Raw genomic sequence first — 13,425 nt, forward strand, 5'->3', positions numbered from 1 at the left:
CCCTCGGAAGCGGAAGTTTCCAGAGAGTCGGAAAAAGGTCGAAGTCGGGATGACAAGGGGGAGGAGTTCACAGGGCAGGAACACTTGAGGGTGGCGGCCAGATCAAAAGCCACCACCCCGAAAAGGAATAAACGGAAGGACCGGATCAGGTCAGCGCGCTACTTTCCGGACGAAGTATTGTCCACTGGCCTTGGCTGACTGTCGACATAGGCAGCGATATCGAGAGATTCCTGATCGGTCAGATGGTTTCTGCCAGGAGGCATGTTCATGCGCAAAAACGGCGCAAGCAGATGGACGGACGCCATACCCGACTTCATCGTGTAGGAATTGGGTCCCCATAGTGGCGGCGACCGGTGAATGCCATTTTCCCCCTGACCGGAAGCACCATGGCATGAAGCGCAATTTTTGGAATACAACTCAAGCCCCTTGAGGGTATCCGGAGAGCGGGGATGGTCCGGTCCACGGAAAAAACTGCTCTCCTTGTCGGGAGACGATATCTTTACATAACCTTTTCCCTTGAGGAAGTGTCCTATGGGGGCTCCCCTTGATAGCCAGAAAAGATAGACATCAAGGGCCTTAAGGGTTTCACTGTCAGGAGGTGCGGCATTCAGCGCGTTTCGAAAACACATCCGGATCCTGTCATCGAGCCAGACGGTCCGGTGTGTTTTCGGATCAACCATGGGATACATGGGATAAGCCCCCCACATCGGAGCCGCATAGGGCTTTCTCCCCTGATCGAGATGACAGCTCGCACAGGTCAGTGAGTTCCCTTTATACCCGGGAACAAAGTGGCCGGTGTCCGTAAAAATCTTTTCTCCCTTTTTCACAAGTTCCCCAAGGGGACCCTCCGGGTAATGGCCTTTTGGGGGCGGGGAGAAAAACTCCGGAGACGTGGCTCCATTGGACGGTTCTGGGGAAAGGACAAACCCCACTGCGGACAGAACAAGTATCATCAAATAGAACAATCCGGTCTGTTTTTTCAATGCACAGGTCTCCTTGAATTCGGGGAAACGGGTGGCTGGAGTCGAAGCTCCTTCCCGAAACGATTGATCCGAAGGTTTTCAGCCGTCATTTCACCACCGGTTTTTCCGGTCTTGGCTGGCTGTCAACATAGGCGGCAACATCCCAGGATTCCTGGTCGGAAAGGGTCGATCCCTTTGAAAGGGGCATGTTCATCTTGATGAATCCGGCCAATTTTCCAACATTGTAAAGACCGGCTCCCTTGTTAAAAGACTTTGCACCCCAGACAGGAGGAAACGCCATCTTCCCGCGGGATTTTCTCCCCTGACCATGGAGACCATGGCAAAGGGCGCATCTGGCTTCATAGACCTTCTTCCCAGAAAAAGGATCTGGAGATCGCGATGGAGGAGCCATGTGAACCATGCCAGCTCCAGAAAGCTTCACTCCGACAGGAGCGCCCTTCGACATCCAGTAGCTGTAGGCAAGCAGAGCCCTGATCGTTTCGCTGTCGACCGTTGGAGCTGTTCCATTCATGGAGAACCTGAAACAGCCCTGGATACGCTCGGCGAGAGAGTTGACCTTGTGATTTTTTTCCCGATATCGGGGATACATACCATAGGCTCCCCAAAGTGGCGCCGAATAGGCTTTCCTTCCCCTGTTCAGATGACAGCTCTCACAGGTCAGGTCATTTCCGGAATAGTGGCCGGCATACTTTCCGGTCTGTGTGAAGATGTGCTCCCCCTTCCTGACCAGATCCCCGAAGGACCCGGCAGGAATGGATCTCTCCGAAGGAGGAGAAAAGATCTTCTCCCCTTCCGTTTCTGCCCCGGCGGTTGCCATTCCTCCAAAAACAATGGCAGAGAGTAGAATCGGCCAAAATATCCTCTTGATGAAAACTGTTTTTTTGAGCATACCGTCTCCTTCCTTTGTGGTCACATATTCCTTACAAAAAGTCTACCTTGATCCGGAGTAGGGAGGCTTCAGGCTTGAGAAATACTCCGCAACCGCTTTTCTCTCCTGGGGAGAAAGTCTTTTGGCAATTCCCCTCATCAACCCCTGGGGATCGTCTTTCCTTTCAAGAAACGCGTAGGCGATCAGCTGACGCATCAGATATGTCCTGTTTTGCCCGGCAATATAGGGAAACAGAGGAGGGACTCCATAGCCGTCGGCTCCATGGCAAACCACACAGGCCGGAATATTCTTCTTCCATAATCCTTGATGGGCGATCTGTTTTCCAAGACTCACCCTCTCCGGAGACAAAGTTTCCGTGTCCCTGAGTTTCGGGGAATGCACCTTTGAATAATAGGTCGCCACCGCCAGGATATCCTTGGGGGAAAGGTTCTGGACTACTCCGGCCATGACAGGACCATAGCGGGCTCCCTTCTGGACCTCCGTAATCTCCCGCTGGATATACTGGAGGGTCTGCCCGGCAATCCGGGGCGCTCCAATGGAGGGCATTCCCCCGCCCTTCAAGCGATGGCATTCCATGCAGGCGGTATTTCCCGGCATCCCGTTCCCGGCTTCGGCGATATGCTTTCCCCAGGAGTAAAGATCTCCTGCCAAGGCCGGGGATCCACTCGAAAACATCCCCGTCAAAAATGAAAAAAGAAAAAACGATACGAGCTTTTTATTCATGGAACACTCCTTTTTTGAGCACTTCTCAGAAATTGGCCGCTGTGGGGATGTCTCAAACGGGATCGGGAAGATTGTTCGGAACTGGAGCTGAAAAATATTCCGGAACCCGTTCTCTGGACGGACAGATCCCTTAATCATCCTTCCATAACCCTTGCAAAGTCAATATTTTTCACGTGAAAGCATCATTAAATACAGCCCCGTCATGGATTATTTTTAAGGTATATAATTCATGAACAATTAGTGTTAAAATGCACCTGATTTCAAAGACCATATCCGACCATATTTCATAATAAAAACAAATACATAAAGAGACGATCAATAAAAAATAATAAATCAAAAATAGTTACAGATAATTTTATCAGAACCAAGAGGAAACAGATAAGCTATCGACAGGCAAAATCCCTCCAAACGATCGGAGATCCCTCCTGAATGAGGGATTGCCCTGGAGAATCTTTCCCATGATTTTTGAAATCAAGGATACCGTTACAGAACATCGGCTCTAATCTCCTGATCGGTGGCGCACCACCGGACCGGTCAAACGAATGGGTAAAACCCTATGGACGATCCAATCCTGTCGCACGATGAACTGAAAGCCCTCCTGAACAAGAAACACGCACACCAGAGCGATGATGGTGACGGGTCCGTCTTTCAGAGCGCCCTGTCCTTTCTCGAGTGGGTCGAGTTCAACAACTCCTCGAAGGATCTGATTCTCATCCACGGAGAAAAGTTCCAGATCCTTTACGCCAACAAGGTTTACCTCGAAAAGGTTCAAAAAACGCTTGACGAAATCAAGGGGAAGCCCTACTGGACCGTCTACCCCAAACTGGACGGCCCACTGGCATCGTCTCTGGAAGGCTATATCACCGGACTGGAGCAGGAAGAAAGAATTTCGGGAACGGACGGGGTCATTTACAGGGCCCGGATCTTCCCGAGGAAAATCCGGGGAGCGTTCCAGCTCTCGATCCTGATCCTTGAAAACATCTCAAAGCAGATCAACTTCGAAAACAAGCTCATCCTGTCGACCAGGATCCTTGAATACAGCCGGGAAGCCATCATTGTGACCGACTCTTCGAACAGGATACAGTCGGTCAACCCCGCATTTTCAAAAATTACAGGATACGCCCCGTCCGAGGTCGTTGGAGAAGATCCCAGGATTCTCCGGTCAAATGTTCACTCCACCGAATTCTACAAGGAGATGTGGCTGACGCTTTTGTCGAAGGGCCATTGGGACGGCGAGATCATCAACAAGAAGAAAAACGGGGACCTCTTCACCTCCTGGCTCTCCATCACAACGCTCATGACCGGAGGGATCATCGATCACTTTGTCGGGATTCTCGATGACATCAGCGAAAAGAAAATCCGGGAGGAGCAACTCACGAGGCTTGCCTACCAAGATCCACTGACCGGACTTGCCAACCGCTACCTCCTTCTCGAACGCATTCCCCAGATTCTGGCGTTCTGCAAACGGCGGGACATGAAAGCTGCCATTTTGGCCATCGACCTCGACCGGTTCAAACCGGTCAACGACAATTATGGCCACATTGTGGGAGACAAGCTGCTGCAGGTTCTCGCCAAGCGTCTGGCGCTCGGCATCCGTGGAGAAGACATCGTTGCGAGGATGGGGGGAGACGAGTTCATCCTGATCGTAAATGCCATCACAAATCCTGAAGATGCGGCAAAAGTTGCGGAAAAGGTCCAGACCCTGATGTCGCAGGTTGTCGAGATTGATGGCCATGAAATCGTCCAGAGCGCCAGTATCGGCATTGCCATTTATCCCGACGACGGGGAGGATCCGGAGATTCTCATGAGAAATGCGGACAAGGCCCTGTATTTTTCGAAACGGAAAGGCCGGAACAACTACCACTTCTTTTGATCGAACGGAAACTGACCGCAGGATAAACTTAGGAAAACCGTCCCAGAAAATCCTCGAACTCAGAAGGAGAAAGAGGGTGGGCAAAGAAGAACCCCTGGCCGAAATCGCAACCGATCGAGGCCAGAAGGTCTCTTTGGCCGGGGGTCTCCACCCCTTCGGCAATGACAGCGAGCCCCATCTTGTGGCCCATGATGACAATGGCTTCCGCCATGGCCAGATTTCCGTTCCGGGTGTCAAGGCTTTTGACAAAGGACTGGTCAATCTTCAGATAGTCGATATGAAATTTGAGCAGGTAGGACAGGGAAGAGTAGCCCGTCCCGAAGTCGTCGATGGAAATCTGGATCCCCTTCCCGGCAAAGGCCTTAAGCTTTTCCGTCACACTTTTCTCGATATCGAGGAGAAGACTCTCGGTGATCTCGATCGTCAGGGACTTGCCAGGTAGGGAAAGGCTGTCGATATAGGCAAACCATTCGGCCATAAACGGGCTTTTGCTCTGAAACTGAACCGTTGACATATTGACACTGACCTGGAAGCCCTCCGGAGAGATTTTCGCCCAATGCTTCACCCATCTTGCGGCTTCCCGGAACACAAAGTCACCGATTTCGACAATCAGACCGGTTTCTTCGGTTATGGCGATGAATTCCCCGGGGCAAATCATCCCCAGTTTGGGATGATGCCACCGCAACAGGGCTTCGGCCTTGACGATCTTCCCGGTTTTCAGATCCATGATCGGCTGAAAATACAGTCCGAACTCCGACAGGGCAAGAGCATTCCGGAGCTCATTTAAAAGAACAAGCCTCCTGAGGGCTTTTTCCTGAAGCGCGGAGGTAAAATAGGCAAACCGGTTGCGACCGCTATTTTTGGCAACATACATCGACTGGTCGGCGTTCTGGAGAAGCTTGTCAGCATCCGAACCATCCGCCGGATATACGGTGATTCCAATTGAAGCCGAAATAAAAACACTCTCCTCATCCTCTCCGAGAACAAAGGGAAACGACAGACGGTCCAGGATACTCTGGGCAACCTCTTCGATGTGATCGGCGGCGTGAACATGAGACAGGATCACGGTAAACTCATCTCCACCGAACCTTGAAACCGTGTCCGACTCACGAATGCAGGAGGAAATCCGGGAGGCGGCCTCGATCAGAAGCTTGTCTCCCGTCTGATGGCCAAGCGTGTCGTTGACCTCTTTGAAACGATCGAGATCAATGAACAGGAGGGCGAGCGAAACATCTCCCCGGTGGGATTTCTTGATCTCTTCCTTCAGACGGTCCAGAAACATGAAACGATTGGGGAGCCCTGTCAACAGATCGAAGTTCGCCTGCCGCCAGATCATCTCCTGGGATTTTTTCTTTTCAGTGACGTCTTCTATGTTGATGACAAAATAATCGACCTCGCCTGTTGATTTTCGGACTGCCCTGACAGCGGTATGGCCATAAATGATCTGCCCATCGCTTCTGAGCAGACGCTTGTCTTTTCGATAAAAATCGATCTCGCCCCTCATGACCCGATCATAGTCTTCCCGGGCAGCGTATCGATCTTCGGGATCCTTGATCTCCTCCCATTGCCTGGCAAAAAGCTCACTTCTTGTGTATCCGGTCATACGTAGAAAGCTTTCATTGGCCTCAAGGAAATGGCCATCGGGAGAAAGAGCCACCATTCCGATCAATGCACTGTCGAAATACGCGCGGAAGCGCTCCTGGCTTTTGGAAGCCTCGGAAACGGCCTCCTGCCTCATCCGTTCTCGGTCAAAATTATCGAGGGCAAAAGAAATATCACGCACCATCTCGTCGAGAAGCGAGACGATTTCCGGATCGAAGGCCTCGGGATCAGGATGGTAGACACCCATGATGGCATAAGGAACTCCGCCCCGGAGAAGAGGGAATGTTCCGCTCGAACCCCATCCGTAAAAACGGGCGCGCTCATGCCAGATGGCTGTGAGGGGATCCTCCGAGAAGTTCTGGACAAGGATGATCCGGCTCTCCCGGAAACTTGTCCCCGATGGTCCATTTCCTTCAGGAATTCCCGGATCGGAAGACAAGGCAATGCCGTCGAGATAATCCGCACCGGTTCCGTAATTTGCGCGAATTTCCAGTCGATTCGTTTCAGGGTTGTTTTCGGCGATATAGGCAAGGCTCATTCCACCAAAACGAACAGCTACCTCACAGACCATGGGGAAGAGCTTCGTCTCATCCTCCATCCGGATAATGGCCTGATTGACCTCCGAAAGGGCCCGATTGATCCGGATCTGTCTCTTGAGGGATTCTTCGGTCTTGACGCGCTGGGAAACGTCCCTGGCAAGGGCCATGACAACCGGAGCTCCATCCTTGATGTGGAGACCAAGGTGGACCTCCACCGGAAAGGTCGTACGGTCTTTACGACGATGGATACCTGAAACCAAAAAGGTCTTTCCCTGACGGAGAGCTTTCCAGCGGTCCCTGGCGGTGGGGATTCCCATACCGACATCCAGGTCGAAAACAGTGAGGGAGAGGAGTTCTGATCGGGAATATCCGAGACTTTCGCAGGCACGCCGGTTCACATCGAGGATCCGCCCCTCAAGATCATGCAGGAAGAACGCATCGGGAGCCTCTTCAAGAAAGCCTCTGAGCCCTGACTCATCCCCAATCATGATCGGTTCACCTTCTTCTTGAAGCAGATTTCTTGCAAAGGCTCGAATCCATCATCAGATTGAGCCTAAAAACAACGGACCAATTCATTTCAAAACAGGGTGCGGTCGTGCCGGAAACGATTACATTTTCCGCTGGACGTGCCATTCCAACCGGGACTTCAGGTCCAGAATGATCCCGACTCCCGCCTTGTTGACACCAAGCTCCCTTTGAAGGAAAAGAATGAACTCCAGCCGTTCAACCATCTGTCTCGAGAGACATGGCTCCGGTTGATCCACCACCGGGGAGATCAACCCCTCCCGAACAAGATACCGCAATTGAGTTCGGGAAATATGGAAACGGGACTCGATCCATTCATAGCTGACCCACTGTGCGGACGAAACACCCGAATTGTCTTGATCCGGTCCTTCAAAGCTCATCATTGCCCCACCCTTTCCCTTCGGGATACACCCATGGAAAAAAAATGTTTTCCCTGCTAATTCCGGGAGTCCGCAACCTGACGAACCTTGATGGGAGGAGAGGCCGAGGACAACTCCCTCATCAACTGATCAATCCGCGAATCCCCACCCGGGACAGGAAGAACCGCCATGACCCGGACATAAAGATGGCCACCCGTTCCGTGAAAGGAGGATCTGGCCCCCTTGTCCTTCAGACGGAATACCTGGCCAGGCTGGGTCCCTGGCGGAATGCGGATTCTTGACGCTCCGTCCGGAGTCTCGACTTCCAGTGTCGTCCCGAAATAGAGCTCCCCTGGGGTGACCTTGACCTCGGAATATAAATCGACGCCTTTGCGGTCGAAGCGGCTGTCCGGAAGGACATGGTCGATGATGACCTGGGCATAGATGGAAGACTTGCCGTCTGCAGATGGCACATTCACCTCAAAACCCATTCCGGCCTCAGCTCCGGCGGGAATATCAAGATTCACTGTCTGCCCGCCCCCCCCCGGACTGGACAGTTGAACCGATTTTCGGGCACCCCTGATCGCTTCCATGAAGCTCAGGGTCAGATGAATGGTCGTCATTGATCGCTGTCCACCCATCCCGCCAAAAAGATCCCAAAAGGCGGATTCACCAAAAGGCTCCCCTTCAGTGGAGCGCTTTTGTCTGCGGCTACTCCCAGCTCCTGGCGGCGGAGCGGACCGTTCCATATCATAGGCCGCCCTCTTTTCAGAGTCGGAAAGGATTTCATACGCCTGGTTGATCTCCTTGAACTTCTGCTCGGCGGTACTGTTTCCGGGATTCAGGTCCGGATGATACTTGCGGGCCAGTTTCCTGTAAGCTTTACGGATCTCTTCGGCTGAGGAGGTTTTTGTGACTCCCAGCAACTGATAATAGTCCATAGGGATCAGTCCTTATTCTTTACCGCTGGAGCGGGCATCTCAGAAACGACATAATTTGCGCCGGCCACTGGTGCCGTCAGAATATCTTCAAGAATCAGCCTTGCGACCAGCAGGCCATTTCCCAGAGCAAACCTTCCCCCTTCAACGGGAGCCTGTCTTGAGGTTCCAATCATTTCGAGGATCTCAAGCAACCCTTTCTGGACCAGAGGCAGTGTCCGCACGATTCCGGCGCTGTCCCAGAGGATCTGTCGAAGACGGGACCAACCTTCCTCGATGTCGACCGATGGCAATAAAGCCTGATCGGGTTCATCACTTGAGTTATCTCCCGTCTCGGGGAGATGACGAACAGATCCAATCGCATCAGCAACCCGGCTACCCATCACCAGGGCTTCCAGAAGGGAGTTGGAAGCCAGACGGTTGGCACCATGAACTCTCGTGCTCGCCACCTCACCAATCGCATAAAGTCCCGGAAGGGTCGTCCGGCCATTCATGTCGCTCCTGATTCCCCCCATCTGGAAATGGGCAGCAGGGCGAATGGGGGCCGGCGTTGTCTCCAGATCAACCCCAAGCTCAAGGCAATGTCGGTAGACTTGAGGAAATCTCTGGGCGACCCGGCCTTTTGGAAAATGCGTCAGGGATAAAAAGATCCCCTCCTCCGGAGATTTTCTCGACTCAAGCCACAAGGCTCGGGAGACAACATCCCTTGGCGCCAGTTCACCGTCCGGATGATAGTCAAACAGGAATCTCCGGCCCTTCCGGTTGACAACTCTCGCCCCTTCCCCCCGCATGGCTTCCGTCAACAGAAAAGGAGCCTGCCCGGGAATATCCAGAACAGTGGGATGAAACTGGTAATAAGCCATCCGTTCGATTTCGCACCCTGCCCGGGCAGCAACGGCGACTCCATCACCCCGTTGGAGTCTCGGGTTCGTGGAACGGAGGAAGAGGGAACTCCCTCCTCCTGTCGAAAGAATCGTGGCTCCAGCTTCAATTTCAAGAAGTTCATGGCCCGTCTCTCCCAGAAAAAGAGCACCTGTGACCCTCCCTTCAGGATTCTTTCTGAGCCGGTAGAGCTGATGGTTCGACAAGAATCGGAAAGCGGGATCCTCTGAAACCTTCTTGGCCAGCGAGGACAGGATCAGGAATCCTGTCCTGTCCCCCCCCGCATGAACAATACGGGGAACCGAATGGGCCGCTTCCCGGGTGGTCAGGAATGTCCCGTCAGAATCCCGGTCAAAGGGAACATCGAGGGACAAAAGTCCTTTCCAGACCCTTTCTCCATCTCCGACAAGCGTACGGACAGATGGCTCGTCGCAGAGCCCGGCACCCGCCCTGAGAGTATCCTGAACATGGCGTTCGCAATCCTCTGGACCGAATCCCCAGGGCAAGGCGAGCCCGCCCTGGGCATAATAGGAACTCCCGCTTGAAAGGGGGCCCCTCGAAACAAGAAGAACCGATCCATGGGGCAAAAGGGAAAGCACTGCCTGATATCCCGCGATACCTCCACCGACAACCAGAAAGTCAACCGACTCTTTTTTCATCACAGGGTTAACCAGCCTTCTGGGCTGGAGCAATCTGAACTCTCAGAAAGTCATCCCCGGAAATGGACAAAAGGACAGCATGACCTCCCGGCTTGGGAATGGACACCAGAAGCCTGCATTCCCCGGCTTTCAGATATCCCCCGCCCTCTCCCGGCTTGGCTCCCACCACCATTCCTGACAGGACCCAATGGGACCTCAGGAGCATGGTCCCCAGACGATCATCCTCCACACCCGAATCTGCTGTCAGATGAAGTCTGACATGGTCTAGCCGGACAAAAAGCGCCGAAAGGTCGGCTGCGACATGGCCATCGGAACGAATGGATGGAGAAAGCAGGGACAGAATGGCTTGCTGATCCTCTTTTCCGTAATCTTTGGAGATCTCCTTCGTAATATTCCAGGCCCCGAAAAGGGCCTTCTGCTCGGGAGTCAGCTCAACGGCCTCGGAACACGCCCCCAAGATTAAAAAAACAGAGAAGAAAAGCGTCTGCAAAGACCATAAGAACGAGCCACTTTCCTTGTCACAGTGTCTGTCTGTCCCTTTGAAATGCCTCAAGCGATCCTCTTTTCAGAAAGAAATCCATTTTCCACATCAACGCATCATTATATGGAGCAGAAGGTGAAAGATCAAAATTTCTTAATTCCCATTTGAAATAAAGTCGTTAAAAGGATATGATTTTCAATCATTTCACCCTTTCAATACTGGAGTATCCATTGACATCCCTAAAGAGACCTTCAAAAAATCCTGTACGTGTCCGATTTGCGCCAAGCCCTACCGGTGCACTGCATCTCGGAGGTGCAAGAACGGCCCTTTTCAACTACCTCTTCGCCAGACATCATGGGGGAGAGTTCATACTGAGGGTTGAGGACACCGATCGGGAGCGTTCCACAGAGGAATCGGTATCAGGTATATTTGACGGCATGCACTGGCTGGGACTCGAATGGGACAGCGGCCCTTTTTACCAGAGCCAGAGAATGGAACGGTATCTTGAAGCAGCACAAACTCTTCTCTCTTCCGGTCAGGCCTATCGTTGCGACTGTCTCCCCGACGAATTGGAGGCAAGAAGAAAAGAAGCAATGGCGGCCGGACTTCCACCAAAATATGATGGCCGTTGCAGAAACAGGAACGTGTCTCCCGACAAGCCCCATGTCATCCGTTTTCTGAACAGCAGAAAAGGAGATGTCATCGTGGCTGACCTCATTCGGGGGAATGTCCTCTTCGACGCTGCCGTTCTGGACGATCTGGTCCTGGTCCGGACAGACCGCACTCCGACCTACAACTTTGCCGTTGTCATCGACGATTGGGATATGAACATCTCCCACGTGATCCGGGGAGACGACCATATCAACAACACACCCCGCCAGATCCTTTTGTTCGAAGCTCTGGGGGCAGAGCTTCCCGCTTTCGCCCATATCCCGATGATTCACGGAACAGACCGTACAAAACTATCCAAACGCCACGGAGCCACCTCTGTCACGGCCTATCGGGAGATGGGATACCTTTCGGATGCCATGGTCAACTATATCGTACGTCTCGGATGGTCCCACAAGGATCAGGAGATTTTTTCCCGAGCAGAGCTCATCGAGTTTTTTGATCTCGATCACGTCGGCTCCTCTCCATCGATCTTCAATCCGGAGAAACTGTTATGGCTGAACGCACATTACATGAAAACAGCCCCTGGAAAAGATCTCCTGCCACATCTGATCCCCTTTCTACCAGAAGAAAAGGATCCACTCTATCCCGGATCCAGGGAAACAGGAGAGACGGCAAGCCATATCATCCGCGCCATTGATGAATGGAAGGGACGGACAAGAACCCTTGTGGAGCTCGGAGAGAGTCTTCAGCCCTTTCTTGACCGCCACTTCTCCTACAGTCCCGAGCTCTCGAAAAAAGGTTTCACGCCTGAAAGCATCCCCATCCTCAGTGAACTTGCCGTTCGCTTCGAATCCCTTGATGTCTGGGATCATGATCACGTGGCTGAAGTCCTCAAATCCGCCACACTCGACCTCTCCCTGAAGCTTGGCCAGGTTGCAAGCCCCTTGCGAGGGGCGCTGACTGGCCAGACGGTCAGCCCCGGAATCCACGAGGTCCTTCTCCTGCTTGGACGCAATGAATCTCTCTCACGGATCAGGAGAGCCATCAAACACCTTGGAGAAACGCCATGACCCAGGACGATCAGAGACATCTTCCGGAGAATCCCCTCCCGTATGATCCTCACCGGAACTTTGTCCAGAAGCTCCGGAGATTTCTCCTTCGGCTGGACGACTATGTTCATCTCATGGTTGCGCTTTTCCTCATGGCCGGAGCGGTGGTCGTTCTTTTGCACTCGGCGTTCAGCCTGACATCCCTTTCGATTGATTCCGTCCTGAACCTGATCAATGACATGCTGTTCGTGATCATTATCCTGGAACTCCTCTGGATCATGCTGAGCTATCTGGGGCGCAGGCGATTCCCCATCGCCTCGTTCATCCTGATCGGAATCATCTCCACCATCAGGCGTATCCTTCTCATCGAAGCCCAGGCATCCTTCAACAGTGAAAAAAGCACAACATTCTTCTCCCCGCAAACAGTTGACCTTCTTCTCTATGTCGCGATTGTGGTCATTCTTGTTGTTGCCTACTATTTACTGGTCAGGATATCTGTCATGAACGAGGCAGAAACAAGACTCAGGGATTAATCCATCAGAACAAAACCTTGGACAAGAACTTGAAAACAGGCCCCTCCAGAATCCCCAAAAAAACGATCTTTTGGGGATTTTTCTTCTCTATCCTGATCCTCATAACGATCTCGCCTCTCGTCTCCATCTTTCTTTTCGCCGAGGGTTTCATTCACAACGATCCTTCAAGAATCTCTTCTTTCGTCGACTATCCGGCCCTGAGACACAACCTGAAGCAACAGTTTTCCTCCTATGAACAACGGAGAAGCCGAACCGACCGCTCTTCCTTCGGATTTCTGTTCCATCCCCTTCGCGGAGCAATCACATCCGCTGTCATAGACCGATATGTCAACCCTTCCCTTCCCCGCAGAATCCTGGGTCCGAACCATCCTTCCCCCAAATCGGCTTCAGAGTCCCCTTCAAGACCCTCTCCTGTTCGCTATGCAGGTTACTCGCACCATGGATTCAATAAGTTCACCGTCAAACTGCGCCTGAATCTCCCCGATCCCCGCATGAGAGGGCAGGTATTCGGTCTTGTTTTTACAAGAAAACATTTTTTGAAATGGATTCTAACAAATGTTTCATTGCCGGATCCGTTAATCCGGGCTATTCTCAAGAACGCACAAGGCTGACCGGACACCTCGCCAATGATCCTCCTTAAATACCTGCTTTCCGGATTCGTTTTTTGAAGAACCCCCGCAGCCTGTGTTAGATTATAGTCTCAGTTCACAAAATCTGAGATTTACCATTGATACCCGGGTGATCAATGGCCTTTCTGAATACACTAACGAGGAGCCGA

At 52.4% G+C, this 13,425-nt stretch carries 12 protein-coding genes; 4 read left to right on the forward strand and 8 right to left on the reverse strand.

Annotated elements, in window-relative coordinates; translation table 11 throughout:
* Window positions 1-158: 158 nt before the first annotated feature.
* The 3 genes from LFE_RS11905 to LFE_RS11915 all read right to left on the reverse strand — a co-directional run bounded on the left by LFE_RS11905 (window position 159) and on the right by LFE_RS11915 (window position 2,595).
* On the reverse strand, window positions 159-983 hold the full coding sequence (locus LFE_RS11905; protein WP_014450468.1) for a c-type cytochrome: 825 nt from the start codon (window positions 981-983) through the stop codon (window positions 159-161).
* 85 nt (window positions 984-1,068) lie between these two features.
* Window positions 1,069-1,872, reverse strand: a complete 804-nt coding sequence (locus tag LFE_RS11910) for a c-type cytochrome (protein WP_014450469.1) — start codon at window positions 1,870-1,872, stop codon at window positions 1,069-1,071.
* Window positions 1,873-1,914: 42 nt separating this feature from the next.
* Complete coding sequence (locus tag LFE_RS11915) at window positions 1,915-2,595, reverse strand: c-type cytochrome (protein ID WP_014450470.1); 681 nt, start codon at window positions 2,593-2,595, stop codon at window positions 1,915-1,917.
* Between the two features lie 556 nt (window positions 2,596-3,151).
* Here LFE_RS11915 and LFE_RS11920 point away from each other — a divergent pair.
* Entirely contained in the window at window positions 3,152-4,468 is a 1,317-nt protein-coding gene (locus LFE_RS11920) for a diguanylate cyclase domain-containing protein (protein WP_014450471.1), read from the forward strand.
* Between the two features lie 28 nt (window positions 4,469-4,496).
* Here LFE_RS11920 and LFE_RS13340 read toward each other — a convergent pair whose 3' ends face one another.
* The 5 genes from LFE_RS13340 to LFE_RS11945 all read right to left on the reverse strand — a co-directional run bounded on the left by LFE_RS13340 (window position 4,497) and on the right by LFE_RS11945 (window position 10,525).
* Window positions 4,497-7,097: a sensor domain-containing protein gene (locus LFE_RS13340; RefSeq protein WP_014450472.1), complete on the reverse strand. Its 2,601-nt coding sequence runs from the start codon at window positions 7,095-7,097 to the stop codon at window positions 4,497-4,499.
* A 120-nt stretch (window positions 7,098-7,217) separates the two neighbouring features.
* A complete protein-coding gene (locus tag LFE_RS11930; protein WP_014450473.1) occupies window positions 7,218-7,517 on the reverse strand; it encodes a chaperone modulator CbpM in 300 nt (99 codons plus the stop codon).
* Between the two features lie 53 nt (window positions 7,518-7,570).
* Complete coding sequence (locus tag LFE_RS11935; protein WP_014450474.1) at window positions 7,571-8,434, reverse strand: DnaJ domain-containing protein; 864 nt, start codon at window positions 8,432-8,434, stop codon at window positions 7,571-7,573.
* A 5-nt stretch (window positions 8,435-8,439) separates the two neighbouring features.
* Entirely contained in the window at window positions 8,440-10,005 is a 1,566-nt protein-coding gene (locus tag LFE_RS11940; RefSeq protein WP_232502528.1) for an L-aspartate oxidase, read from the reverse strand.
* Complete coding sequence (locus LFE_RS11945) at window positions 9,980-10,525, reverse strand: hypothetical protein (RefSeq protein ID WP_014450476.1); 546 nt, start codon at window positions 10,523-10,525, stop codon at window positions 9,980-9,982. Before LFE_RS11945 ends, LFE_RS11940 begins: the two co-directional genes overlap by 26 nt.
* A 116-nt stretch (window positions 10,526-10,641) precedes the next feature.
* Between LFE_RS11945 and gltX the strand changes: the two genes are divergently transcribed.
* Genes gltX through LFE_RS11960 form a run of 3 tightly spaced genes read left to right on the forward strand, consistent with a single transcriptional unit; the run spans window position 10,642 to window position 13,258 of the window.
* Complete coding sequence (gltX, locus tag LFE_RS11950; RefSeq protein WP_014450477.1) at window positions 10,642-12,135, forward strand: glutamate--tRNA ligase; 1,494 nt, start codon at window positions 10,642-10,644, stop codon at window positions 12,133-12,135.
* On the forward strand, window positions 12,132-12,647 hold the full coding sequence (locus tag LFE_RS11955) for a phosphate-starvation-inducible PsiE family protein (protein ID WP_014450478.1): 516 nt from the start codon (window positions 12,132-12,134) through the stop codon (window positions 12,645-12,647). The genes gltX and LFE_RS11955 overlap by 4 nt, the downstream gene beginning before the upstream one ends.
* A gap of 29 nt (window positions 12,648-12,676) precedes the next feature.
* Window positions 12,677-13,258, forward strand: a complete 582-nt coding sequence (locus LFE_RS11960) for a DUF2939 domain-containing protein (RefSeq protein WP_158310276.1) — start codon at window positions 12,677-12,679, stop codon at window positions 13,256-13,258.
* Window positions 13,259-13,425: the final 167 nt, after the last annotated feature.

It is taken from the genome of Leptospirillum ferrooxidans C2-3 (genome assembly GCF_000284315.1).
Lineage (GTDB): Bacteria > Nitrospirota > Leptospirillia > Leptospirillales > Leptospirillaceae > Leptospirillum > Leptospirillum ferrooxidans.

Excerpts from the sequence above, each read along its gene's own strand:
- LFE_RS11915 (WP_014450470.1), bottom strand. The coding sequence starts at position 2,595 with ATGAATAAAAAGCTCGTATCGTTTTTTCTTTTTTCATTTTTGACGGGG.
- LFE_RS11935 (WP_014450474.1), bottom strand. The coding sequence starts at position 8,434 with ATGGACTATTATCAGTTGCTGGGAGTCACAAAAACCTCCTCAGCCGAA.
- gltX (WP_014450477.1), top strand. The coding sequence starts at position 10,642 with ATGATTTTCAATCATTTCACCCTTTCAATACTGGAGTATCCATTGACA.
- LFE_RS13340 (WP_014450472.1), bottom strand. The coding sequence starts at position 7,097 with ATGATTGGGGATGAGTCAGGGCTCAGAGGCTTTCTTGAAGAGGCTCCC.
- LFE_RS11910 (WP_014450469.1), bottom strand. The coding sequence starts at position 1,872 with ATGCTCAAAAAAACAGTTTTCATCAAGAGGATATTTTGGCCGATTCTA.
- LFE_RS11930 (WP_014450473.1), bottom strand. The coding sequence starts at position 7,517 with ATGATGAGCTTTGAAGGACCGGATCAAGACAATTCGGGTGTTTCGTCC.
- LFE_RS11920 (WP_014450471.1), top strand. The coding sequence starts at position 3,152 with ATGGACGATCCAATCCTGTCGCACGATGAACTGAAAGCCCTCCTGAAC.
- LFE_RS11955 (WP_014450478.1), top strand. The coding sequence starts at position 12,132 with ATGACCCAGGACGATCAGAGACATCTTCCGGAGAATCCCCTCCCGTAT.